The following is a 23787-nucleotide window of genomic DNA, read 5'->3' on the forward strand; positions in this document are numbered from 1 at the left end:
TCTCCGCTCACAGCTCTTCCGGTCATTGCTCTTCCGGTCATTGCTCTTCCGGTCATGGCTCGGCCGCTCACAGCGGCCACACATCGGGGTCGGGTCGGAAACGCACCACCAGGAACGGGCCGTCGAGTTCAGCAGAATCGGCGATACACCGACGCAACACCGACGCCAACGTGACGCGTCGCCGCCTACCGTCGGCACTCACTATCAAGTCGTCCTCCACTCGCCCCAGACCCAAGGTGGTCGAATCGACTACCGGCAGAAGCATTCTCATCGCGTACACGGATTCGAGTCCGCTCCCCGACTCGAGTTCGACCGACGGTCGACCGGCCGGGCTCGACGCACGTCGTTCGAGGGAGTGCGGTGCCAGGTGCTCGGCCACATCCTGCAAGGGGCCCAACCCTACCGGTTCCACTTCACAGTGCTCCACCTCCACGATCGGAACCGAGCCTACGCGTCGTCGGAGTTCGGCCACGGCGTCGAGCTGCGCGGCCCGCCATCGCTCGAACCAGAACACCGCAGGATGAGCTCCGACCAGACCGATCGACGAGGAATTGAGGGCCGGGAGCATCCGGTTCACCAGCAGTCGGTCGACGCGAACGCCGAACAGAGCCGCTGCGGAGAGCGTGCGTTCGGCGTCGACGATGGACAGGTGCTCGGGGGTCAGGACCACGGTTGCCCCGGTCCGGTCGGGATCGGTGATCAGCGCCCGGACCGATTCGATCTGTCCGAGGATCCGCTCGATCATGGCCACCACGAGCGTGAGCCGCACGTCGGTTCCGGTGCCGGCGACCATGCGATCGTGGCGCGGCCACACGCGCTCGAAATAGGACGAGACGGTGCCGGGCAGCTGCAGTGTTCGCAGCGCATCCCCCGATGCCGGAAGATCGACTATCACTGTGTCCCAACGACCTTCGTCGACGAGCCGGGACACCTCGTGCAATCCCAACAGCTCCTCGATACCCGGGAACCCCATCAGCTCCTCCGGCTCGATCGCGCCGAAACTCACGCCGTGTTCGTGGCCTGCCGAGGCCACCGACAGCATCGATCCCAGACCGCGGTACCGCTCTTCGAGCAGCCGCGAGGTATCGATCTCGACGACGTCCAGGTTCGGAGCGACCGCTCCGATGCCCGAGTCCTCGTCGGTGTCACCGTCTGCGCCGAGGGCGTCGCGGATCGAGTGCGCCTGGTCGAGGGAGGCGATCAGCACCTCTTGGCCCGTGGCCGCGAGCGCAAGACCCGATGCAGACGCCAGGGTGGTCTTCCCCGCGCCACCTTTGCCGATGAACAGCGATACCGTGGTGCGGAGTTCGGGGCGAGCGTCGGTCAGCCTTCGACCCGCTTCTTCAATTCCTTGAGCGCAGTGTCGGTGATGACCTTCTCTGCTTTGCGCTTGAACAGGCCGATCATCGGAATGTTCAGATCGACAGTGAGCTCGTACGTCACGTCGGTGCCGTTACCGGTCTCACGCAGCGAGTACGACCCGTTCTGAGATTTCTGCATTTCGCCCGAGACGAGATTCCACGACACCGAATTGCCGTCCGCGGCCCAGTCGTACTCGAGTTCGTACGTGTCTTTCACCATTCCGGCGTCGAGCACGAACTTGACCCGCTTTCCCCGTCCGTCCGCACCGACTTCGAGGACCTCGACGGACTTCGCGGCGGACACCCACGTGGGATACGCGTCGAAATCGGCGATGACGTCCATGACCCGACTCGGTGGGGCTTCGACGACGATCGACCTCTGGGTTTTCTCCGCCATGACTACTGGTCCGCTTCCTCTCGGGTACTTCGATCCGCTTCGTTCGCTGCCTGCTGTGTAACCCGCGGCAGGCCTATCTCACACGATCGAACCGCCGACGCACAACGCGAACCGGCCGACCGTACCGCGCGGTTCATTCGGGAGCTGAACTCGACGCTACGTGGTGGGGTGCCTCGCCCGCTGACCTCCCGGCCTCGAGCTCCCGCTTCAGCTCGAAGGTCATGGCGCGGCCGGCCACCCGACGCGCATGCTGCTCGGTGGCCGACTCACTTGGTGAGGCCGGCTCGGCGTGCAGGAAGTAGTGGACGATCACGCCGTCGAGTACGGGCTCGAGCCACAGCTCCATCGTTCCGACGACGCCGCCGCGGACCGACCACCGAATGCCCTTCTCGCCGCGATCCTCGGTCACGGTCAGCGACAGGTCCGGCCACCACCGCCGCCACCGCTCCGGCGAGACGAACGCCTGCGCCACCGCCGCACCGGGCGCTGCCACGAATGTCTGATCCGCAACTTGAATACTGCTCATCGTCAGAGCTTCACATATCGGGTCCGAGACCAGGACCGCCGAGGCACATTCGGGACCGCGCGCCCCGGGTCTAGAGTATCTGTGAAGCCGAGCTATCGACTTTCTCCAACCCGTTCGATCCGGAGGTAATCCCGTGCGCGAGTTCACTGTTTCCGCCGAGTACGACATCGCGGACACCGACTCGGCTGTCGACAGCGTCTTCGCCCGCGCTCGGACGTCGCCGGATGCCGTGGTGTTCCGTCGGCTCGACGACGGCCGATGGACCGATGTCGGTGCCGCAGAATTCGAGCGACTGGTCGTCGACGTGGCCAGGGGCCTCGTCGCGGCAGGTATCGAGCAGTGCGATCGCGTCGCGCTCATGTCGTCCACGCGATTCGAGTGGTCGGTCATCGACTACGCGATCTGGGCCGCGGGCGGAGTGACCGTGCCGATCTACGAGACGTCGTCGGCGGGCCAGGTCGAGTGGATTCTCGAAGACGCCGAGCCGGTTCTGTTGGTCCTCGAGAACGACGCGCAAGTACGGGAGACAGAAGCCGTCGTAGCTGCGGCGCCGTCGGTACGTCGAACGTTCGTGATCGACAACGCTTCCGGCACGGGCGCAGTGCAGGCTCTGATCGACAACGGCGCGGACGTCTCCGAAGACGTTGTGCACGAACGAGTCTCGACACTTCGCTCGTCCGATCCGGCCACGTTGATCTACACCTCGGGCACTACCGGCCGCCCCAAAGGTGTGCAATTGACGCATGCGAACCTCCTTGCGGAATCTCGCGGCATTCGCCAGACGTCGTTGAAAGCTCTTCTGACACAGGGCCGCAGTACGTTGATGTTCCTTCCGATGGCGCACGTCCTCGCTCGCGCGGTGAGTATCGCGTCGTTCGATGCCGGAGTCACCCTCGGCCACACCAACGACATTCCCAACCTGGTCGCGACCTTCGGGACATTTCGACCGGACTTCATTCTGTCCGTGCCGCGCGTGTTCGAGAAGGTCTTCAACACTGCGAAGCAGAAGGCACACAGCGACGGCAAGGGCAAGATCTTCGATCTCGCGACCGAGTGCGCAGTGGCGTGGAGCCAGGCGCAGGATTCCGGTGGCCCGTCGATCGTGTTGCGCGCCAAGCATTTCGTGTTCGACAAGCTGGTCTACTCGAAGCTGCGGACCGCTCTCGGCGGCAAGTGCGAACTCGCCATCTCGGGCGGCGCACCACTGGGCGCGAGACTCGGCCACTTCTACCGCGGCATCGGCGTGACCATCTACGAGGGCTACGGCCTGACCGAAACCACTGCGGCGTTCGCGGTGAACACCATCGGATTCCAACGTGTGGGCAGCGTCGGACGCCCGCTACCCGGGAACACCGTCCGCATCGCCGGCGACGGTGAGATCCAACTACGCGGACCCGTTGTGTTCGACGGATATTGGCGAAACGAGAAGGCGACCGCGGAATCCCTCGACGACGGGTGGTTCCGCACCGGCGATCTCGGATCCGTCGACGAGGAGGGATACATCACGATCTCCGGCCGCAAGAAGGAACTGATCGTCACCGCCGGCGGCAAGAACGTCTCCCCCGCGGGCCTCGAAGATCACCTTCGTGCCGGAGCACTGATCAGTCAGGCCGTGGTGGTCGGTGACCAGAAGCCCTTCATCGGTGCCCTCATCACCCTCGATCCGGATGCGTTCGACAAGTGGAAGTCCGCACACGGCAAGGACTCCGACGCCACCGCAGCGGATCTGCAGGCCGACCCCGATCTCGTCGCCGAGATCGACGCCGCCGTCGCCGACGCCAACAAGTCGGTCTCGCACGCGGAATCCATCAAGAAGTACCGCCTGCTCCCCCACGACTTCTCGGAGGAGAGCGGCGAACTGACGCCGACGATGAAGCTCAAGCGCAATGTCATCACCAAGGCGTACGCCGATGAGATCGAGGCGATCTACGCGAGATGACACGCGTGGCTTGAGCCGTGGCGCGAGCGGACCGCCCGGTCAGATCAGCGACCGCAGTTTCTCCGTCAGCACGTCCCAGCGCCATTCCGCGTCGACCCATGCCCGACCGGCGTTGCCCATCTGCGTCGCCAGTGTTCGATCGGACAGGATCGTCACGATAGCGTCGGCGATGGAAGACACCGAAGTCCCGTCGACGACGAGCCCGGTCTTGTTGTGCTGCACAGCTTCCGGAGCGCCTCCCGACATCCCGGCAACCACCGGAACGCCACAGGCCGACGCCTCGAGGTAGACGATTCCGAGCCCCTCGACGTCGAGGCCCGCGCCTCGGGTGCGGCTCGGCATCGCGAACACGTCGGCAATCGTGTGATGGGCAGCCAGTTCCGCCGACGGTACTGTCCCGGTGAACACCACGTGCTGCTCCATCCCGGTGGAGCGAACCAGTTCGCGCAACGTGTTCTCGTACGGACCGCCGCCGACGATCACCAGAACCGCCCCGTCCACCGCGCGCCGGATCTCCGGTAGCGCCCGGATCAGGAAGTCCTGGCCCTTGCGCGGCACCAGTCGCGACAGACACAGAACCGTCGGTCGGTCACCGAGGCCGTACCGAGCACGTAACTCCGTCCTCGCGGCATCGTCGGGCACGAAACGATCGGTGTCGACCCCCGGCGGCAGATGCTCGAGTGCCGCCGACGCCCCGAACGCCGAGCTGAATCGGCTCCGCGTGTACTTGCTCACGTAGGTCACCACATCGGTGTTCTCCCCGATAGTGCGCAGCGTCGCGCGACCACCGGGCACCATCGACCACCCCACCTCGTGGCCGTGCGTGCTCGCCACGATGCGATCCGCCCCGGCTTTGCGCAGGTGTGACGACATCACCGCCAGCGGGGCCGCGGCACCGAACCACACCGAGTCGCACCCTCGGGTCTTCACGATGCGTGCTGCGCGGCGAGCCACCAACGGAGTAGGCAGCATCAACGTGGTCGGATGCCTGATGACCTCGAAGGGTTGTTTCGCATCGAACTTCACGTGCGAATCCCCACGCCACCGCGGCGCGTAGACCACGAGCTCGTCGGCGGGCAACTGCGAGGCGAAGCTGTGCAAATAGGACTGGATTCCGCCCGGCCGGGGCGGAAAGTCGTTCGTCACCAGAAGAGTCCGACGCATGACGACAACCGTAGCGCTCCCGATCGGACAGCTCGTGTCGACGACGCGCACGTCCGGGTCAGCGTGACCGAGCGGCCACCCAGTTGCCCCACTCCGCGACGAACCGGGTTCGGCTCGAACTAAGGACCGAGGTGATCGCTGCGTCGACGACTCCGTCCGACCCGGGTCCGGCCGCCAGCGCCTCGTAGAACCTGCGCAACGTGGACTCGCCGTACCGGTCGGCCACGAACGCGAAGACCGACCAGGCGGACTCGTAGGCCACGTTGGAGCGGGTGCCGCCTGCACCGAAATCCTCGTCTTTCGGCAACACGGTCGGCGGGCCACCGGCAGCCACGATCGATGCCAGAGTAGGTGCCAGCTGCCGGAAGTCGGCACCGGAACTGCGATACCCGGAGTAGTCGGCGAAACCCTCCGCCACCCACAACGCGGTGCCTTCCGCCGTCTTCGCCCGCGCCGCCACATGCGTCAACTCGTGCCGAAGCACCGAACGAAGAGTGAACGGAGTCAGCCGCGACGCGGCATCGGGACCGAACACCACGCGCTGACCCGTCGGACGCGACCCGCCGGCCACGGCGTCGGACACGGTCACTGCGGCCACGTCCGTCGAGGGCGAGGACCCCGTCGATTCGTCGAACTCCTCGGCCGTCGAACTGACGAACACCAGTCCGTCGCGGGCCCAGTCGGCTCCCCAGAAGTCGGTGACCACAGCGGTCGCCGCGGGCAGCTCGGCGGCCACATCTGCCACGAACTGCTCACGGTCGGGATGTCCCAACACCACCGACGTGCCGGATGCAGTGGCGACCGAGCGCACCGTCACGGGCCCGAAATCCCACGGCCCGCGCCAGGTGTGGCGACGGTAGGTCAGCAAGTCGGCGTCGTCGACCAGTCGCCACTGGCCGTCGCGTTCGGCGACCACCAGCGAAACCGGCCGGCGGGTCGGCGAGGCATCCGGGCCCTGCACGGCATACCGCAGGTACACCGGTGGAGCCCACACATCGGTGGCATCCAGCTGCTCGGCAATCGACGACGGCACGGGGGTCTCGGGTTCGTCACCGATCTCGTAGTCGAAGGCCGAGAAAGGAACCGTCGGAACGACAGTCGCCCGGCGAACCTGCGCATCCACGAACGTCGGATCCGCGAGGGGGTCGAGCAACCCACGCAGCGCCGATTCGTCGCCGGAACGGAGGGCAGCCGCCCAGCGCTCGAGCAGCTCGGTCACTTCGGCGCGGCGCTGCTCGTCGTACGTCGGCGGATTCTGCGAGGCCGACGGATCGGACGAAGTCGATGCGCTCGATGTCGCCGCTCCCGATTCAGGACCGTCGTGACGATGAACCAACAGCAGCGTCGACGCCACTGCCAGAACGACCAGGACTGCCGCCCATCGCGCCCGCCCCGAGGCGGTGAGAGCGTGGACAACGGACGGCCGTTCCGTACCGCTCATTCAGGCGTCAGTCGTCGTTCGCGGCACAGTCAGTATCGACGGGCCCCGTAGAACGGGAACGACGCCATCGACTGCACCTTCACCGGTACCCCGAAGGTGGAGGCATGCAGAACGTTGCCGTTACCGGCGTAGATACCGACGTGTGATGCGTCCGGGTAGAACAGAACGACGTCTCCCGGCTGCAGATCCTTCTGATCGACGGGAGTTCCGCCGGCAGCCTGAGCCTGACTCGACCGCGGCAACGTCTTTCCGACCTGCTTGTAGGCCCAGACGACCAACCCGGAGCAGTCGAAACCGTCGGGGCCGGTCGCTCCCCAGACGTACGGCTTGCCGATCTGTGTGAGACCGGCTTGCAACGCGCTGGAACCGGATCCCGGCGTCAAGTTCTTCAGAATCGTGGAGGGGTCGAAACCTTCCGGAAGCGCCGATCCCGCGAGGGCCAGCTGCTCGGACGAGGAAAGCGCGCTGTACGCGGCCATGACTTCGGCGATCTGGCCCTGAAGTTCACTCTGCTTCGCCTGCAGATCGTCGCTGACCGCTTTGGCCTGCTCGGCGGCGACTCTGGCCTGTTCTGCGGCGGTCGCGGCGGCCTGCTCTGCCGCGGATGCATCCGCGCTGGCCTGCTGGAACTGAGCTACCTGACCGGCTGTCTCGGCGGAGATGACATCGAGGGCCGACATTTGGTCGAGCAACTGTTGCGGGGAGTCGCTGACCATGACCGCGAACAACCGGTTGGTGCGAGCGCCCTGGTAGTTGACATTGGCCACCTTGTCCATGGCGGGTTTGAGCTGCGCCAGCTGCGACTGGGCGGCGTCGAGGGCCGCCCGACTGGCATCGACGGCAGTCTGCGCATCGAGCTGCTCGCGAGCCCGAGCGTCGAGATCGATCTGCGCGTTGTGCAGCGACTCGTTGGTCTGTTCCGACTCCCTGGACAGCTCCGCCAGCTTCGCCTGCGCGTCGGAAGCCGAGCCGAAGCCCGGATCGGCGGTCGCCGTCGTGATCGGCACCACCATGATGCACGCGGCCGCAACGGCTGTGGTCACCGAGCTACCTACTAGCCGTAGAACTCGGGTGGTTCTCGATATCGCCACGGAAAGCGACTCTCCGTCCTGACATATGCCACTCCAGCTGGAGTGGCGGTTGGAAAAAGTGACCGGAACCGAACGATACCCATGCTCAGCTGGGCGCGGACGTGAACACGGTCCGAAATCGACGCAGTCTGCACGTGACAGATCACAAACCAAACGTCGGAGAGGTCTCGATCAGATTACGAACTGGACGCTCTGCTGTCCACCGTACCGGCGTGTCGCCCGGAAACCGTCCCTGGAAACGACAACAGGGCCGAACCGTCGAAACGGATCGGCCCTGTCGGTCGGTACACAACTCCGGTCGGAGCGCTCGGCTCAGTAGCGTCGAGCGCCGTCGAACGGCATGGAGTCCACGGGAGCAACCTTGACCGGCACGCCGGACGTGGATGCGTGCACGACGTTGCCGTCGCCGATGTACATACCCGAGTGCGAGCCGCCGTAGAACGAGACGACGTCGCCGGGCATCAGGCTGTCACGCGAGACCGGGGTGCCCGCGGCTGCCTGGTCGTAGCTCGTACGGGGCAGGCTGACGCCGGCCTGCTTGTAGGCCCACTGGATCAGGCCCGAGCAGTCGAACGAATCCGGACCCGATGCGCCGTACACGTACGGAGCGCCGATCTTGGACTCCGCCGCCTGGACGGCCTTGGCAGCCGGGGTGACCTGCGGGGCAAGGGGCGCACCCGGAGCGGGCATGCCCGGAATGTTGAGGGGAGGGAGACCCGGGATGTCAGGAATCTCGAAGGTTCCGACGCCGGGGATGGTGACTGGGGCCGCCATTGCCGGTGCAGCGGGGAGAATCACCACGCCTGCCGTGAGCGCTCCGGCTACGAGAGCTCGCCGCAATGTTCGGTTGGAAAGTTGTGACGCCACGAAAGATGGTGCTCCGTTTCTTCCACTCGTCCGCCGACCGAGTTAGCTGACGGGTTCGGGCTGGGAAGAGCAGCCCTACCCACCGGCCACCATCGGTGACTCGGCGGGATTCACCCCAGTAAATATCGGGTTCCCGGTACGAACACTCTCGCGAGTGATCGATTAGGCGGTGACTTGCGACGCCACTCCGGTTTGGACTGGCAAGACTCCGCAAGGTCTCAGGAAGGTTACGAAATGGCATACCCCTGTGTCGACCCCAACGCGCCGAACGGACCGAATTCGCCCGTGTTCTCGCTACCCGGCGCGTTGATCGCCCGGTGTGTCACGAGTCGATAACAGGGGAACATCCGCGGTGCCGTCGTCGTTCACGACGAGCTTGAGCGCGGGCACCATACCGACCTCGGCGAGCACTCCCATGGCACCGAGTTCTTCCTGCTCGAGGGTGATACGAGACGGTGAACCGACCCATTGCCCATCCGATCTCGCGGGCATCCCGGGAGCCCCCAGAAGCACCGTCACAACGCAGTCGGCGCAGGCGATGTCACGAACCAGGCAGTCACTGCAGTCGATGATCATTGTGATCCTTGTCTCTTTGTCGCGTCGGACGGTGTAATCGGCCGATCGAACGAAAGGTAGCGCCAGCCACCGACAGGTTCCGCGACTCGACAATCGGCACCGACCGACACGATGCCCTCCGACGCCGTGTTCGGCGTTCTTGTCGGAGGTCGGCCCTAACGTCGTCGCAGTGAGCCTGCCGATCCAGCTGACGTTCGACGAACTCGACACCCCGCTTCACGCCACCACGTTCGTCGTCGTCGACCTCGAAACCACTGGTGGCAGCGCTGACACGGAGGCGATCACCGAAATCGGGGCAGTCAAGGTCAGAGGCGGCGAGATCATCGGCGAATTCGCTACCCTCGTCGACCCGGGCAGATCGATCCCGCCCTACATCGTCGAGTTGACCGGCATCACGACGGCGATGCTTATCGGGGCTCCCCGCATCGAACGCGTTCTCCCCGGCTTTCTCGAGTTCGCTCGCGGATCGGTACTGGTGGCACACAACGCCGGGTTCGACACGGGATTTCTCAAGGCCGCAGCGAGTCGACTCGACATCGCCTGGCCCCGCTTCCAGGTGCTCTGCACGGTCAAACTCGCCCGGCGAGTGCTCACGCGCGACGAGGCACCCTCGGTGAAACTGTCCGCCCTGTCGACGTTGTTCAGATCCAGCACTCGGCCGACTCACCGAGCATTGGACGACGCGCGTGCCACGGTGGACGTGTTGCACGGCCTGATCGAACGAGTGGGCAACCAGGGCGTACACAGTTACGCGGAACTGGTCGACTACCTCCCTGCGGTGTCGGCGGGGCAACGAGCCAAACGCGGCCTGGCCGCACACCTGCCCGATACACCCGGCGTCTACCTCTTCCGAGGACCGTCGGACGAGGTCCTGTACGTAGGCACCTCGAACAACCTCAAGCGTCGGGTGCGCAACTACTTCACCGGTTCCGAGACACGTGGGCGAATGAAGGAGATGGTCTCGCTCGCCACTCGCGTGGACCACGTCGAATGTGCGCACGCACTCGAGGCAGGAGTCCGCGAATTACGGCTGCTCTCGGCTCACGTCCCGCCTTACAACCGCCGATCGAAGTTTCCCCGCAAAGGGTGGTGGGTCACCCTCACCGACGAAGCGTTTCCGCGTCTGTCGATCGTGCGCACTCCCGCACCCAACAGCCTCGGACCGTTCGCTGTTCGGGCGGACGCGGCGGAGGCCTCCGCCCTCGCCGCAGAATTCTGTCGACTTCGTACATGCACCCGCAGGTTGGGCCGCGCGGTTCGACACGGTGACGAGTGCACCGCGACGGACGTCGGTGGCTGCCCAGCGGCGTTCTCCGGGCCCCTGACGGCCGAGGAATACTCGGGTGCCCCGGCGAAATTTCTGGCGTTCGTGTGTGGACACGACGACGAGCTGCTGTTCGCGATGCGACGCCGCGTCGCCGAACTCGCGGACCGTGAACTGTTCGAGACAGCCGCGCGTCTCCGCGATCGAATCGCGGTGACGGTGAACGTGCTTCGCAGGATGCACCGGGCGGCCGCCGTTGCGGCCATCGCCGAGCTCGTGGCGGCCAGGCGAACAGCCGACGGTGGTTGGGAGCTGATGGTGGTGCGCTTCGGCCGCTTGGCCGGGGCGGCCGTCGCGCCGCGAGGAGTGCACCCGATGCCCGTCGTCGATGCGATCACGGCGTCGGCCGAGACGGTGATGCCCGATGCGACGCCACTTCGCGGTGCGCCGCCGGAAGAGGTGAGCCTGATCGCGTCGTGGCTCCACACGGACGGAGTGCGCATCGTTCGCACCAGCAGTGGCTACTGCAGCCCTGCTCGGTCTGCGGGTTCGTGGGAGGAGTGGTGTCGAACGGCCCGAGAAGCAACGCGGCAGGAGTGGAGCCCGCGGAACGACAGATGAGGCAGGAGTGGAGTCCGCGGAACGACCGATGAAGCGAGAGTGGAGTCGGCCGAGCAACTAGTGTTGTCTCGGTTGGGTCGAGCTCGCGTCATGTGTGAGCCCGGAGATGCGTGAGGAGCACAGATGATCAATGCCATCGTCTTGATCGACGCCGAGGCCGATCTGATTCCGGAGGCGGCGCAGGCCGTTGCCGATGTGGACGGTGTGTCGGAGGTGTATTCGTGCGCCGGCGACGTCGATCTGATTGCCATCGTCAAGGTGCGTGATCATGCGTCGATAGCCGAGGTCATCACGAAGCACATCAATCGTGTTCGTGGTGTTCGCAGTACGACGACTCACATTGCGTTTCAGTCGTATTCGAGTGCCGACGTCGATGCGGGATTCTCGATCGGCGAGTAGTTCGGTGTGATTCAGTCGGCCAGCGCGGTGGTGCAGCGTGCCCAGTCGGCAAGCAGGCGGGCCGCGGAACCGTTGTCGACAACCGTTGCCGCAGTTGCCAATCCGGCTTCGATTTGCTCGTGCAGGTTTCCCGAGACTCCTCGATGCGCGGCCATGGCCGCGGCGGCGTTGAGTAGCACGGCGTCACGGACGGGTCCGTGTTCGCCTGCGAACACGCGATGTGCCACTGCTGCATTGAATTTCGCGTCCCCGCCTCGGAGGGCCTCGATGGGTGCCCGAGCGATTCCGTAATCGGCCGGGTCGATCGAGTCGACGGTGACGGTCCCGTCGGACACCACGTGCACGGTGGTCGTGGTGGACAGGGTGATTTCGTCGAGCCCGTCGTCACCACGGACGACGAGAACCGAACTACCGCGTCGAGCGAACACGCCGGCGACGACGGGCACCAGATTCTCGAATGCGCAGCCGATCAGTCCGGCGCGTGGGCGGCCCGGGTTGGTCAAGGGGCCCAGCACATTGAAGATCGTCGGAATGCCGATCTCCTTGCGCGCCGGACCGGAGAACCGAAGTGCGGGGTGGTGGATCGGCGCGAAGCAGAACCCGATCCCAACCTGCTCGACGCTCGACGCCACCCCGGCGGGACCCAGGGTGACCCGCACGCCCAGCGCCTCGAGCACATCGGTCGTACCACTCTTGGACGACGCTGCACGGTTACCGTGTTTGACGACGCGTATTCCGCTGGCAGCGACGACGATCGCGGCCATCGTGGAGATGTTCACCGTGTCCGCACCGTCGCCGCCGGTTCCGACGACGTCCACCGCGTCACGGTCGGTCTCGACCAGAAATGCGTGCGAGAGCATGGAGTCGGCGAGGCCCTCCAGTTCTGCGGGTGTGGGGCCCTTCATCTTCAGTGCCACCCCGAAGGCAGCGATCTGAGCGGCTGTGGCGTTGTCGGACATGATCTCGTCCATCACCCAGCCGGTATCGGCGCTCGACAGGTCGGCGTGCGTGGTCAACGCTCCGAGGATTCGACGCCACGTTCGCGGCTGCTCGTCACTGGTCCCTGCGGTCATGGTGGATGTGCCGTGCCCTTCTGCTGTCGATGCGCGCGGTGCGGTGGAAGCTTAGTCAGACGTGTCGGCGGGTGAGGCGGGCTGCAGCGCATCCCACCCCAGTACCGCTCCCCCACGCCGTTGCGCGAGACCCGCCATGCGAGACCTCTCCTGCGAACAGTGCAACGCGTCGAGCACCTGTACCCGCTGCAGGACCAGAGCGACACCGTCATCGACTTGCGGCCGATACCCGGTGTCGTCCGGTAGTTCGACCTGCGGACCGACCTCGTACGCATCCTGCGCCGCGACGGCTGCCGCATCGTCGACTTCGTGCGCGGGCAGCACGAGGTGATGCCGCAACAGCACCTCGGAGGACTCGATCCACGTGGGTTCTGTGTTCGCCGCCTCGTCGAGAACGGCGGAGCACGCCCGCGCGTCGTCGAAGCAGCTCGCCACTACCACCAGATCTTCGCGCGTGGGGTCCAGACGTTCCGCGGTCGACCGCGAGAACAACCGCCGAAACCACCCACCTGCACTGCTCTTTGCCATGAGGCCAGCCTTGCACGACTGGACCCTACCGGCCCGTACAGGACCCTCCACCAGCGCGGGAACAACGGCGCGCTCGGAATCGTTCCTCCGCGACGCGCCAAGACCGGACCCGGATATGCCTTCCGTACTACGACGGGTCATACTTCTTTCTGTGACGAGCGCTGTAGGGACTCAAGGATCGGCAATCACCCAACGCGTGCACTCGCTGAACCGTCCCAATATGGTCAGCGTCGGCACGATCGTGTGGCTGTCGAGTGAACTCATGTTCTTCGCCGGGCTGTTTGCGATGTACTTCGTCGCACGCGCGCAGGCGAATGGAAACTGGCCGCCGGAGCCGACCGAGCTGAACCTCGGGCTGGCTGTTCCGGTGACGGCCGTGCTGATCGCTTCTTCGTTCACCTGCCAGCTGGGCGTGTTCGCTGCCGAGCGTGGCGACGTGTTCGGGCTTCGTCGGTGGTACATCGTCACCCTGGCAATGGGCGCGTTCTTCGTCGCCGGTCAGGGATACGAGTACTACCACCTGGTCCACGAGGGCACGACGCTCTCGAGCAGCGTGTACGGCTCGGTCTTCTACATCACGACCGGCTTCCACGGTTTGCACGTGATCGGCGGACTCATCGCCTTCGTCTTCCTGATCACCAGAACCCTGGTCAGCAAGTTCACGCCCGCGCAGGCCACCGCCGCCATCGTCGTTTCGTATTACTGGCACTTCGTCGACATCGTCTGGATTGCCCTCTTCGCGACGATCTACTTCATCCGCTAGTGACAGTCAGCAAGCCACAGATATCGAGCGAACGGATTCAGCCCCCGACGTTCGGCCCGTCCCGACACGACAAGGGATAGAAGATGAGTACATCTCCCCCAGCAGCAACCGACGACACTTCGGCCTCGAAGGCGCGACGCAAGCGTAAGACGCGTCGACGCGTCACCGGTGCACTCGTTCTGATGATGGGCCTTCTGAGCGCGGGTTTCCTCGCGTCGGCCCTGACGCCTACACCCCAGGTTGCAACAGCCGATACCGATTCGGCGGCGCTGATCCGCGAAGGCAAGCAGCTCTACGACACGTCGTGCGTGACGTGCCACGGTGCCAATTTGCAGGGTGTTCAGGATCGCGGACCGAGTCTCATCGGTGTCGGTGAAGCTGCCGTCTACTTCCAGGTGTCGAGTGGCCGTATGCCGGCTGTTCGCAACGAGGCACAGGCACTGCGCAAGCCGCCGAAGTTCGACGACAAGCAGATCGACGCGCTCGGTGCTTACATCCAGGCCAACGGCGGCGGCCCGACGGTCATTCTCGACGAGAACGGTGAGGTGGCGCAGGAGTCGCTTCGCGGCGACGACATCGCCCGAGGCAGCGAGCTGTTCCGCTTGAACTGCGCGTCCTGCCACAACTTCACCGGCCAGGGCGGCGCACTGTCGTCGGGCAAGTTCGCGCCGGACCTCGGGCCTGCCAACGAGCAGGAGATCTACACCGCGATGGTCACCGGTCCGCAGAACATGCCCAAGTTCTCCGACCGTCAGCTGACGATCGAGGAGAAGTCGGACATCATCGCCTACGTCAAGTCGGCCCAGGAAACCAAGGCTGCAGGCGGCTGGGGTCTCGGTGGCTTCGGTCCCGGTACCGAGATGATCGCCCTGTGGGTTGTCGGAATCGCCGCTGTCGTCGGCGCAACATTGTGGATCGGAGCTAGATCATGAGCGACGGCGATTCCGGCCGTAAGGACGCCGACAACACCGACGGCACCAATGCCGAGGGTGTGAATCCCGACAAGAAGTACACCGACGAGGAGTTGGCAGCGCTCAGCCGGGACGAGTTGGTCGAACTCGGCACCAATCTCGACGGTGTGGATGTCGCATTCCGTCGCAATCGCTGGGCTGTGGAAGGTACTCGCGCCGAGAAGCGCGCAGAGCGCAGCGTGGCGATCTGGTTTGCCATCGCCGGCCTGTCGGCAGTCGCGTTCATCGGCGTCTACCTCTTCTGGCCTTGGCAGTACGCAGGCATCGGTGACGACAACTACAACCTGTACTCGCTGTACACGCCGCTGATCGGCGGAACGATGGGTCTTGCGATCCTCGCCGTCGGCGTCGGTGCCGTGCAGTTCACCAAGAAGTTCATCCCCGAAGAGGTCTCCATCCAGGACCGCCACGACGGAAGCTCGTCGGAAACGGACCGCAAAACGCTGGTCGCCGAGCTGGGCGATTCGCTCGACACGTCGACCATCGGACGACGCAAGGTCATCAAGCGTTCGCTTCTGTTCGGCGGCGGCGCTCTCGGCGTCATGGCACTGCTCCCCCTCGGCGGCCTCATCAAGAATCCGTGGGCCAAGGGCGAAGATTCTCCGTTGTGGGTATCCGGCTGGACGCCTCGCTACGATGGAGAGACGATCTACCTCCGACGAGACACCGGGCGACCGGAAGATGTTGTTCTCGTACGGCCCGAGGACTTGGACGCTGGTGCCATGGAAACTGTCTTCCCGTTCCGCGAGGCGGACCGCGAGAGCGAGCACGACCTGCTCATGTCACTCCGCGGTATCCGTAACGCGGTCATGCTCATCCGTTTGCGTCCCGACGACGCAAGCACGGTCATCAAGCGCAAGGGCCAGGAGAGCTACAACTACGGCGATTACTACGCCTACTCCAAGATCTGCACGCACCTGGGTTGCCCGACATCGTTGTTCGAGCAGCAGACCAACCGCATTCTCTGCCCTTGCCATCAGTCGCAGTTCAACGCGCTCGAGTACGGCAAGCCGATCTTCGGACCGGCTGCGCGCGCGCTGCCTCAGCTTCCCATCACAGTCAACGAGGAGGGTTACCTAGTGGCACAGCACGACTTCCACGAAGCACTGGGTCCCGCCTTCTGGGAACGTCGACCGGAGCGTGATTCATGAGTCCTTCACTGCAAACCCTCGCCGCCAAGCAGGCGGACGACGTAGACAGTCGTTACCACTTGGCACCAGGTTTGCGCCGCCAGATCAACAAGGTGTTCCCCACCCACTGGTCGTTCCTGCTCGGTGAGATCGCGCTGTACAGCTTCGTGATCCTGCTGATCTCCGGCGTCTTCCTCACCCTGTTCTTCGATCCTTCGCTCAGCGAGGTCGTCTACCAGGGCGCGTACACCCCGCTGAACGGCGTGACCATGTCACGTGCCTACGCGACAGCACTCGACATCTCGTTCGAGGTGCGCGGCGGTCTGTTCATGCGCCAGATCCACCACTGGGCAGCACTGATGTTCGCCGCGTCGATCATCGTGCACATGATGCGCATCTTCTTCACCGGTGCGTTCCGTCGTCCCCGTGAGGCCAACTGGGTCATCGGCTGCCTGCTGCTGATCCTGGCGATGTTCGAGGGCTTCTTCGGATACTCGCTCCCCGACGATCTGCTCTCGGGCACCGGCCTCCGCGCCGCGTTCTCCGGAATCACGATGAGCATCCCGATCGTCGGCACCTGGATGCACTGGTTGATCTTCGACGGGGACTTCCCCGGCACGATCATCATTCCTCGCCTGTACGTGGCGCACGTGCTGCTGCTACCGGCCATCATCCTGGCGCTGATCGCAGCTCACCTGGCTTTGGTCTGGTACCAGAAGCACACGCAGTTCCCCGGACCCGGTCGTACGGAAACCAACGTCGTCGGCGTTCGTATCCTCCCGGTCTTCGCCGTCAAGTCCGGCGCGTTCTTCGCCGTGACGTTCGGCGTGATCGCCGCCATGGGCGGACTGCTGCAGATCAACCCGATCTGGGCGCTCGGTCCGTACAACCCGTCTCAGGTGTCCGCAGGTTCGCAGCCCGACTTCTACATGATGTGGACCGACGGCCTGGCGCGTCTGTGGCCGGCATGGGACATCTACATCGCTGGTCGCTACACGATTCCTGCAGTCTTCTGGGTGGCCGTGATCATGGGCCTCGTCTTCACCGTGATGATTGCCTACCCGTGGATCGAGAAGCGTCTCACCGGAGACAACGCACACCACAACCTGCTGCAGCGTCCCCGCGACGTGCCGGTCCGTACTGCAATCGGCGCAATGTCCATCGCCTTCTACGTCGTTCTGACGCTCTCGTGCGTCAACGACCTGATCGCGTACAAGTTCGACATCTCGCTCAATGCGATGACGTGGATCGGTCGAATCGGAGTGCTCATTGCTCCGCCGATCGCATACTTCGTCGCGTACCGGTTCTGCATCGGCCTACAGCGCAGCGACCGGGCAGTTCTCGAGCACGGCATCGAAACCGGAATCATCAAGCGACTCCCGCACGGCCAGTACGTGGAAATCCACCAGCCGCTCGGACCGGTCGACGATCACGGTCACCCGATCCCGCTCGATTACCAGGGTGCAGCGGTCCCCAAGAAGATGAACAAGCTCGGTTCTGCCGGCAAGCCCGGCTCGGGTTCACTGTTCACCCCGGACCCCGTTGCGCAGAGCAAGGCCCTCGAGGATGCACTCCACAAGGGCGAGCACGAGCAGCTGGCAATGCTTCGCAACTACCAGGCGGGCATTCTGGGCAATGGCCACTCGAACGGCAACGGTCACGCCAACGGCAACGGTCATTCCAATGGCCACGCCAACGGCAACGGCCATGCCAACGGGCACGAAGACACCTCGATTTCTTCGGGTCGTCAGGACAGCGATCGCGATCACTGAGTCCTGACAACGCATTCCGCTGAAGGGCGGCACCGGCAACGGTGCCGCCCTTCTTCGTGTGGTGGCGGTGCTACCCGCTCGACACATGTCCGGAGACGATCCGGCTGGATCTCCATCGGTCCGCGGGAGTCCTGTGAACGGAGGCCGCAACTCTCACAGGCTCCACTCCCCTCCCCCGCCCGAGGACTGCCGATTCAGAGCGCGGTAATGCTCGAGTCGGAGTCGGCACTCACCTGCCGGTAGCCTGCAGACCCATCGGTGACGAGCATCGGCCCGGTCGGCCTCGACCGGTATTAGTATCGGTGTATGGTCCGTATCCCACTCAGTCCCGGTGAACTCGCGCGTGGTGCTCGCTTGGGCACAGCTTTGCGCCGTTTCCGGGGTAGCCGGACCATGACCGAGGTTTCCGACGCCGCCGGCATCTCCGTCGAAACGCTCAGAAAAATCGAGACCGGGCGTATCGCAACCCCGGCATTCTTTACCGTCGCCGCACTGTGCACTGCGTTGGAGATCTCACTCGATGCACTGCTCGAATCCACGGCGGATGCGTCGTCGACCCTGCGGGAGGCAGACGCGTCCTGACTGGTTCGGATCCGCGCCGTGGTCTTCCGGGACGTTCATGCGTTCCAGTCCATGACGAAAGACCGGGGTGCGGCCGGTCTCTCACCGACCCGCAGTAGGTAGGCGTGGTGCTTCTCAGTCGATCGGCGAGACCCTGATGAGGTTGCCGTCGGGGTCCGCGATCACGAAAGTGCGGCCGAAGACGGCGTCGTGTGGCTTCTGCACTACGGCAACTCCTTTCGCGACCCAATCGGTGAATATGTCGTCGACTGCTTCCGAGGGGCCGGGCACCATGAGTCCGATCTCGCTCATGCGGGGTGTGCTCGGTACAGAGTGCTCGGCGTAGCCCGTCCACAACGCGAGCAGTACACCGGGGGCAACGTCGAAAGCAACATAGTGGGGACTGGTGAAAGTCGGTTCGATCTCGAACAGGTCGCTGTAGAAGGCGGTGGCGGCCTGGGTCTCCCGGACGCCGATCAAGAACAGGTTCGGTGCAGGCATGGAGGGCTCCTCGAGTGGATGTCGTATCGATACCGAACCATCCAATCGCCTCATCGCGACAGAACCTGTCACCTTTGTCTGCCAACATCGGTCCGCATGAAGGCTTCGAGGCTGCTGCATATCTTGCTGCTCCTACAGACCCGTCAGCGCATGACAACTACCGAGCTCTCCGACCGTCTGGAAGTGTCTCGGCGCACTGTGCTGCGAGACGTCGAGGCGCTCTCGGCGGCTGGTGTGCCCGTCTATGCCGAACGCGGACGGAACGGCGGGATTGTCTTGCTCCCCAATGCACGACTCAACGCATCCCATCTGGATCCACCAGAACTCGAGGCCCTCTCCATAGCCGGTTTGGACAGCGCGCAGCTCGAACGTTCGGGGCTGTCTGCGGTATGGGAGTCGGCCGCGCGCAAGATCGCCGCCCGGCAGGCTGCGGCACCGGATATACCGGGCATGCTGGGTCTGGCGGACCTGGTACTGGTCGACAGCACCGCATGGTTCGCCGACTCGGAAACAGCGATCGACGTATCGGACCTGGCCTCGACACTTCGACGCCGACGACGACTGCAAATCCAGTACCGGCGTAGCGCCGAGAATCAGGCCTCGACGCGGGTGGTCGACCCGTACGGGATCGTAGCGAAATCAGGTCGCTGGTATCTCGTCGCCGACGACCAGGGAGACGGTCGACTGTTCGCGCTGGAACGGCTCTCGACCTACGAACAACTCGCCGCACCAGCTGCTGTTCAACCCGGGGAAACCCTCCGCACGAAATGGGCAGCGTTGAAAGGTCGCACCGAGAGACGAGGTCACGTGAGCGTCACCGTCCGCCTGCCGGAGAAAGGCCTCGACCTGGCTCGACGGGTACTCGCCGGTCGCATCCACGAGGTCTCCGCCGCGAAAGACGGCTGGTGCACCGTCGTCGTCCGCTATCCCGATATCGAGTCGGTACGTCAACTACTTCAATTCGGCGATCACATCGAAGTACTCACACCAGCCGCAGCTCGCGAACGCATCGGTCAGCTCGCCACAGTTCTGGCCGAAAAGCACTCGACCCCCGCCGGCTGACCCGGTCGGAATGCCCCTGCACTCGAGCGATGTCCCCGGTGTGCACGTTCCAGCACAGAAAAGGGCCCCGATCGCTCTCGTGAACGATCGGGGCCCTTTTCGGGTGTCTACAGGTCAGTGGCGTTCGGCACCGATGTGGTACTCGAAGACCAATCCAGCGGCCGAGGCGATGACGCACACGACGCCCAGAGCAATCAACCAGGGCTGGAAGAAGGCAAAGCCCAGAGCGGTGATCGACGCCGCTACGGCCAGCACGAACGGCCAGAAGCTGCCGGGGCTGAAGAAGCCCAGGTCGCCTGCGCCGTCACTTACCTCGGCGTCGTCGAAGTCTTCGGGCCGAGTGTCGAGCCGTCGAGCGACGAATCGGAAGTACGTTCCGACGATCAGCGTCAGGCCGACCGACAGGAAGATCGCCGTGACGCCTGCCCACTCGACGCCGGTTCGGCTCAATCCTGTGAACAGCGCATACACGATGCCGACCAGGAGGAAGAAGACCGTGAGGATCTCGAAGATCTTCGCTTCGATTTTCATATCAGCATGCTTCCTTGGTCAGTTGCCTTCGGCGACGGTGGCGGTACGGACGGTGCGATCGGTCTCGAACGGCGAGGTGCTGGTTGCGAGCGGGCTCTCGCCGATGGCTTCGAGTGCCTGCGCGTTGGTCAGCGCTTCGCCACCCTCGGACAACGGCTTGCGCAGCTCGATGTACTGCTCGAACTTGTCCGGGGACACGGCGCGAACCTCGAAGTTCATCATCGAGTGGAACGTGCCGCACATCTCCGTGCATCGACCGACGAACGAACCTTCGCGCTCGATTTCGCTGATCTGGAACACGTTGTCGGAATGGTTCTCCTCAGGGTTGGGGAGAACGTCGCGCTTGAACAAGAACTCCGGAACCCAGAAGCCGTGGATGACGTCCGAGGATGCCAGCACGAATTCGATGCGCTTTCCGGTGGGAAGGACGAGCACCGGAATCTCGGCGCTGGAACCGACCGTTTCGATCTTGTTGTAGTGCAGGTAGGACAGATCCTGGGGAATGGCACCGTGGATCGCGCCGGGCACGAACTCGCCGTCCTCGCTACCCTCGGCACCTTCACCGGGAGTTGCGGCGGCTTCTGCGGCGGCCTGCTCCTCTTCGTCGGTGCCCTCGTACTTGGCAGCACCGTCCTTGAGGTCGATGGTCCGGTATCCGAACTTCCAGTTCCACTGGTATGCGGTCACGTCGACCTGGACGTCGGGATCTGCCTGCTTCTCGTCGACGTAGTTCTGCACCACGACGGTGAAGTAGAAGAGCACGGCGATGATCACGAACGGAACCGCCGTGTAGAACAGCTCGAGCGGAACGTTGTACGCGGTCTGACGCGGGAACTCCGGGGAGCTCTTCTTCTTACGGTGGAAGAGCACCACCCAGAAGATCAAGACCCACACGACGATGCCCATGACCAGGGCGGCGATGACCGACCAGGTCCACAGGTCGCCGATGCGTCGTCCCTGCGGAGTGACGCCCGAGGCGAAACCGAAATTGAGTACGTTGTCACTGCTGATGGAACAGCCCGACAGCATCAACGCGGCTACACCGAGAAATGCTGTCAGCCCCGCTCGCCGAAGGATCCGACTATGCGCCACGTTCACGCCTTCCTGATTGCCCACCACTGAAGAATAAGGGCTTCCACATGGAGATGCCCGAGTACTACGCAGCGTAGACCAAAGCTGACGCGGAGCCACCCTTGGGTCGTTACCTAGGTTCGAGCGTGTCTGCGGCATACTCGGTTGCTGATCGACCGTCCCGCTGACGACACGCGGAGATCCGGCCCCCGGCATTGTCCCCAACTGCGAGAAGAGGTAGCAGACGCTGTGTGTGGACTGCTCGGAGTACTGACATCTCACGGAACGACCGCCGCCGGCGTCGAGCTGGTGAGCTCGGCGACTCACTGCATGCGCCATCGAGGCCCGGACGAGCCCGGTGGCACCTGGCACGACGACGACGTCGTATACGGCTTCAATCGACTCTCGTTCATCGACATCGAACACTCGCATCAGCCGATGCGGTGGGGACCTCCGGGTTCACCCGACCGGTACGCGTTGGTGTTCAACGGCGAGATCTACAACTACCTCGAGTTGCGTGCGGAGCTCGCGCGCGATCACGGTGCAGAATTCGCCACCGAAGGTGACAGCGAGTCGATCGTCGCGGCATTTCACTACTGGGGCGCTTCCGCCGTGCAACGTCTGCGAGGAATGTTCGCCTTCGCCATCTGGGACACCGAGACTCGCGAGATGTTCATCGCGCGCGATCCCTTCGGCATCAAGCCGTTGTTCTACGCCACGGGCCCGGGTGGAACCGCGTTCGGCAGTGAGAAGAAGAGCGTTCTCGAACTGATGGAGCTGCTGGGCGTCGATCTCGACCTCGACCCGCGGGCCATCGAGCACTACACCGTGCTTCAGTACGTCCCGGAACCGGAGACGCTGCACGCGGGGATCAGGCGGCTCGAGTCGGGTTGCTACGCCACCCTCTCCCCCGGTACGCCGCCGAAGATCACCCGATACTTCACACCGACGTTCCCGGTGAAGCCTTTCGCTCCCGGCAGCGAGAAGGCTCGCTACCAGGAGATTGCCGAGGCGCTCGAAGATTCGGTCGCCAAGCACATGCGAGCCGACGTGACCGTCGGTTCCTTCCTCTCGGGCGGCATCGATTCCACGGCCATCGCGGCACTGGCGATTCGACACAATCCGAACTTGATCACCTTCACGACCGGCTTCGAGCGCGAGGGTTACTCCGAGGTCGACGTTGCAGCGGAGTCGGCAGCCGCGATAGGTGCTCGGCACATCGTGAAAGTGGTCGGACCGGAAGAGTTCGCGGCGTCCATTCCCGAGATCGTCTGGTACCTGGACGACCCGGTGGCCGATCCGGCGCTCGTACCGCTCTACTTCGTCGCCAAAGAAGCTCGCAAACACGTCAAGGTCGTGCTGTCCGGAGAGGGTGCGGACGAACTGTTCGGCGGCTACACCATCTACCGCGAGCCGCTGTCGTTGAAGCCGTTCGAGTCTCTACCCGCATTTCTACGCCGCGCAGCCGGATCGTTGAGCGAGCGCATTCCCGAAGGCACGCGCGGCAAGAGCTTGCTGCACCGAGGATCGATGACCCTCGAGGAGCGCTACTACGGCAACGCACGCAGCTTCAACGACGCGCAGTTGCGATCGGTGCTGCGTGAGTTCCGTTCGGAGTGGACGCATCAGGACGTCACCGCGCCCATCTACGCGCAGTCGCAGGGGTGGGATCCCGTGGCTCGTATGCAGCATCTGGATCTGTTCACCTGGCTTCGCGGCGACATTCTGGTCAAGGCCGACAAGATCACCATGGCGAACTCGCTCGAGCTGCGCGTCCCGTTCCTCGATTCCGAGGTCTATCGCGTGGCAGAGAAGTTGCCGTTGGAGCAGAAGATCACCAAGAGCACTACCAAATACGCGCTGCGCCAGGCGCTGGAAGGCATCGTTCCCGGTCATGTGCTGCACCGCGCCAAGCTCGGTTTTCCGGTGCCACTGCGCCACTGGCTGCGCGGTACCGAACTCTTCGACTGGGCTCACCAGCAGATCGCCGAGTCACAGACCGATCACCTTCTGAACAAGGCAGCCATCGTCGCCATGCTCGACGACCATCGGGCAGGCAAATCGGATCACAGCCGTCGCCTGTGGACGCTGCTCATCTTCATGGTGTGGCACGGGATCTTCGTGGAGAAGCGCATCGTGCCGCAGATCGCCGAGCCGGAGTACCCGGTCAACATCTGA

At 64.2% G+C, this 23787-nt stretch carries 23 protein-coding genes and 1 riboswitch; of the genes, 10 read left to right on the plus strand and 13 right to left on the minus strand.

All coding sequences use genetic code 11. The annotated features are described in order from the left end of the window. Positions 1–67: 67 nt before the first annotated feature. From CH281_RS16775 to CH281_RS16785, 3 genes are all read right to left on the minus strand, one after another. Complete coding sequence (locus CH281_RS16775) at positions 68–1348, minus strand: ArsA family ATPase (protein ID WP_306427556.1); 1281 nt, start codon at positions 1346–1348, stop codon at positions 68–70. Continuing rightward, a complete protein-coding gene (locus CH281_RS16780; RefSeq protein WP_027497370.1) occupies positions 1324–1758 on the minus strand; it encodes an SRPBCC family protein in 435 nt (144 codons plus the stop codon). Before CH281_RS16780 ends, CH281_RS16775 begins: the two co-directional genes overlap by 25 nt. A 133-nt stretch (positions 1759–1891) precedes the next feature. Continuing rightward, entirely contained in the window at positions 1892–2284 is a 393-nt protein-coding gene (locus tag CH281_RS16785) for a hypothetical protein (protein WP_027497371.1), read from the minus strand. Between the two features lie 133 nt (positions 2285–2417). Here CH281_RS16785 and CH281_RS16790 point away from each other — a divergent pair, with 133 nt between their 5' ends. Then, positions 2418–4223 (plus strand): AMP-dependent synthetase/ligase, encoded by a 1806-nt coding sequence (locus CH281_RS16790; RefSeq protein WP_094694885.1) that lies wholly within the window; start codon positions 2418–2420, stop codon positions 4221–4223. A 39-nt stretch (positions 4224–4262) separates the two neighbouring features. Here the strand turns inward: CH281_RS16790 and CH281_RS16795 are convergent, their stop codons facing one another. The 5 genes from CH281_RS16795 to CH281_RS16815 all read right to left on the minus strand — a co-directional run bounded on the left by CH281_RS16795 (position 4263) and on the right by CH281_RS16815 (position 9362). Beyond that, on the minus strand, positions 4263–5387 hold the full coding sequence (locus CH281_RS16795) for a glycosyltransferase family 4 protein (RefSeq protein WP_027497373.1): 1125 nt from the start codon (positions 5385–5387) through the stop codon (positions 4263–4265). A 58-nt stretch (positions 5388–5445) separates the two neighbouring features. Next, complete coding sequence (locus CH281_RS16800) at positions 5446–6828, minus strand: hypothetical protein (RefSeq protein WP_052074057.1); 1383 nt, start codon at positions 6826–6828, stop codon at positions 5446–5448. Positions 6829–6857: 29 nt separating this feature from the next. Then, complete coding sequence (locus CH281_RS16805) at positions 6858–7841, minus strand: C40 family peptidase (RefSeq protein ID WP_080731736.1); 984 nt, start codon at positions 7839–7841, stop codon at positions 6858–6860. A 390-nt stretch (positions 7842–8231) separates the two neighbouring features. Beyond that, positions 8232–8786, minus strand: a complete 555-nt coding sequence (locus CH281_RS16810; protein ID WP_027497375.1) for a C40 family peptidase — start codon at positions 8784–8786, stop codon at positions 8232–8234. Between the two features lie 16 nt (positions 8787–8802). Next, a riboswitch (cyclic di-AMP (ydaO/yuaA leader) is annotated at positions 8803–8965 on the minus strand. 115 nt (positions 8966–9080) lie between these two features. Further along, positions 9081–9362, minus strand: coding sequence for a hypothetical protein (locus CH281_RS16815; protein ID WP_027497376.1), 282 nt, complete (start codon positions 9360–9362; stop codon positions 9081–9083). A 169-nt stretch (positions 9363–9531) separates the two neighbouring features. Here CH281_RS16815 and CH281_RS16820 point away from each other — a divergent pair, with 169 nt between their 5' ends. Together CH281_RS16820 and CH281_RS16825 are read left to right on the plus strand one after the other, a co-directional pair. After that, positions 9532–11247, plus strand: a complete 1716-nt coding sequence (locus tag CH281_RS16820; protein ID WP_032374363.1) for a DEDD exonuclease domain-containing protein — start codon at positions 9532–9534, stop codon at positions 11245–11247. Positions 11248–11370: 123 nt separating this feature from the next. Next, the gene (locus CH281_RS16825; protein WP_027497377.1) at positions 11371–11646 is read left to right on the plus strand and encodes an Lrp/AsnC family transcriptional regulator; all 276 of its coding nucleotides are present in this window, start codon (positions 11371–11373) and stop codon (positions 11644–11646) included. An 11-nt stretch (positions 11647–11657) separates the two neighbouring features. Here CH281_RS16825 and trpD read toward each other — a convergent pair whose 3' ends face one another. Next, positions 11658–12719: an anthranilate phosphoribosyltransferase gene (trpD, locus tag CH281_RS16830; protein WP_032368113.1), complete on the minus strand. Its 1062-nt coding sequence runs from the start codon at positions 12717–12719 to the stop codon at positions 11658–11660. A 51-nt stretch (positions 12720–12770) separates the two neighbouring features. Further along, on the minus strand, positions 12771–13247 hold the full coding sequence (locus CH281_RS16835) for a hypothetical protein (protein ID WP_032370292.1): 477 nt from the start codon (positions 13245–13247) through the stop codon (positions 12771–12773). A 151-nt stretch (positions 13248–13398) separates the two neighbouring features. On the opposite strand from CH281_RS16835, the gene ctaE reads away from it, so the two are divergent. The 5 genes from ctaE to CH281_RS16860 all read left to right on the plus strand — a co-directional run bounded on the left by ctaE (position 13399) and on the right by CH281_RS16860 (position 18465). Next, complete coding sequence (ctaE, locus tag CH281_RS16840; protein ID WP_027497380.1) at positions 13399–14010, plus strand: aa3-type cytochrome oxidase subunit III; 612 nt, start codon at positions 13399–13401, stop codon at positions 14008–14010. An 83-nt stretch (positions 14011–14093) separates the two neighbouring features. Continuing rightward, entirely contained in the window at positions 14094–14942 is an 849-nt protein-coding gene (gene qcrC / locus CH281_RS16845; protein ID WP_027497381.1) for a cytochrome bc1 complex diheme cytochrome c subunit, read from the plus strand. Then, complete coding sequence (gene qcrA / locus CH281_RS16850; RefSeq protein WP_230074373.1) at positions 14939–16132, plus strand: cytochrome bc1 complex Rieske iron-sulfur subunit; 1194 nt, start codon at positions 14939–14941, stop codon at positions 16130–16132. The genes qcrC and qcrA overlap by 4 nt, the downstream gene beginning before the upstream one ends. Next, positions 16129–17883 carry a cytochrome bc1 complex cytochrome b subunit gene (qcrB, locus tag CH281_RS16855; protein ID WP_094694887.1) on the plus strand — a complete coding sequence of 585 codons (1755 nt, stop codon included), beginning with the start codon at positions 16129–16131 and terminating at the stop codon, positions 17881–17883. Before qcrA ends, qcrB begins: the two co-directional genes overlap by 4 nt. 306 nt (positions 17884–18189) lie before the next feature. Further along, positions 18190–18465, plus strand: a complete 276-nt coding sequence (locus CH281_RS16860) for a helix-turn-helix domain-containing protein (protein ID WP_032368116.1) — start codon at positions 18190–18192, stop codon at positions 18463–18465. A 114-nt stretch (positions 18466–18579) separates the two neighbouring features. Here the strand turns inward: CH281_RS16860 and CH281_RS16865 are convergent, their stop codons facing one another. Continuing rightward, complete coding sequence (locus CH281_RS16865; RefSeq protein WP_032387838.1) at positions 18580–18945, minus strand: VOC family protein; 366 nt, start codon at positions 18943–18945, stop codon at positions 18580–18582. A gap of 96 nt (positions 18946–19041) precedes the next feature. Here CH281_RS16865 and CH281_RS16870 point away from each other — a divergent pair, with 96 nt between their 5' ends. After that, entirely contained in the window at positions 19042–20007 is a 966-nt protein-coding gene (locus CH281_RS16870) for a helix-turn-helix transcriptional regulator (RefSeq protein WP_094694889.1), read from the plus strand. Between the two features lie 114 nt (positions 20008–20121). On the opposite strand, the gene CH281_RS16875 is transcribed toward CH281_RS16870, so the two are convergent. Together CH281_RS16875 and ctaC are read right to left on the minus strand one after the other, a co-directional pair. After that, positions 20122–20538 (minus strand): cytochrome c oxidase subunit 4, encoded by a 417-nt coding sequence (locus CH281_RS16875; RefSeq protein ID WP_027497386.1) that lies wholly within the window; start codon positions 20536–20538, stop codon positions 20122–20124. An 18-nt stretch (positions 20539–20556) separates the two neighbouring features. After that, the gene (gene ctaC / locus CH281_RS16880) at positions 20557–21636 is read right to left on the minus strand and encodes an aa3-type cytochrome oxidase subunit II (RefSeq protein WP_027497387.1); all 1080 of its coding nucleotides are present in this window, start codon (positions 21634–21636) and stop codon (positions 20557–20559) included. 222 nt (positions 21637–21858) lie between these two features. Between ctaC and asnB the strand changes: the two genes are divergently transcribed. Next, complete coding sequence (asnB, locus tag CH281_RS16885) at positions 21859–23787, plus strand: asparagine synthase (glutamine-hydrolyzing) (protein ID WP_027497388.1); 1929 nt, start codon at positions 21859–21861, stop codon at positions 23785–23787.

Source organism: Rhodococcus sp. 06-221-2, from assembly GCF_002258365.1.
GTDB classification, from domain to species: Bacteria; Actinomycetota; Actinomycetes; order Mycobacteriales; family Mycobacteriaceae; genus Rhodococcoides; species Rhodococcoides fascians.

Coding starts and splice junctions, on each gene's coding strand:
- CH281_RS16780 (WP_027497370.1), bottom strand. CDS start 1,758: ATGGCGGAGAAAACCCAGAGGTCGATCGTCGTCGAAGCCCCACCGAGT.
- qcrC (WP_027497381.1), top strand. CDS start 14,094: ATGAGTACATCTCCCCCAGCAGCAACCGACGACACTTCGGCCTCGAAG.
- CH281_RS16805 (WP_080731736.1), bottom strand. CDS start 7,841: ATGGTGGTGCCGATCACGACGGCGACCGCCGATCCGGGCTTCGGCTCG.
- CH281_RS16875 (WP_027497386.1), bottom strand. CDS start 20,538: ATGAAAATCGAAGCGAAGATCTTCGAGATCCTCACGGTCTTCTTCCTC.
- CH281_RS16825 (WP_027497377.1), top strand. CDS start 11,371: ATGATCAATGCCATCGTCTTGATCGACGCCGAGGCCGATCTGATTCCG.
- CH281_RS16870 (WP_094694889.1), top strand. CDS start 19,042: ATGAAGGCTTCGAGGCTGCTGCATATCTTGCTGCTCCTACAGACCCGT.
- CH281_RS16865 (WP_032387838.1), bottom strand. CDS start 18,945: ATGCCTGCACCGAACCTGTTCTTGATCGGCGTCCGGGAGACCCAGGCC.
- CH281_RS16800 (WP_052074057.1), bottom strand. CDS start 6,828: ATGAGCGGTACGGAACGGCCGTCCGTTGTCCACGCTCTCACCGCCTCG.
- trpD (WP_032368113.1), bottom strand. CDS start 12,719: ATGACCGCAGGGACCAGTGACGAGCAGCCGCGAACGTGGCGTCGAATC.
- CH281_RS16815 (WP_027497376.1), bottom strand. CDS start 9,362: ATGATCATCGACTGCAGTGACTGCCTGGTTCGTGACATCGCCTGCGCC.
- CH281_RS16795 (WP_027497373.1), bottom strand. CDS start 5,387: ATGCGTCGGACTCTTCTGGTGACGAACGACTTTCCGCCCCGGCCGGGC.
- qcrA (WP_230074373.1), top strand. CDS start 14,939: ATGAGCGACGGCGATTCCGGCCGTAAGGACGCCGACAACACCGACGGC.
- CH281_RS16835 (WP_032370292.1), bottom strand. CDS start 13,247: ATGGCAAAGAGCAGTGCAGGTGGGTGGTTTCGGCGGTTGTTCTCGCGG.
- qcrB (WP_094694887.1), top strand. CDS start 16,129: ATGAGTCCTTCACTGCAAACCCTCGCCGCCAAGCAGGCGGACGACGTA.
- CH281_RS16860 (WP_032368116.1), top strand. CDS start 18,190: ATGGTCCGTATCCCACTCAGTCCCGGTGAACTCGCGCGTGGTGCTCGC.
- CH281_RS16785 (WP_027497371.1), bottom strand. CDS start 2,284: ATGAGCAGTATTCAAGTTGCGGATCAGACATTCGTGGCAGCGCCCGGT.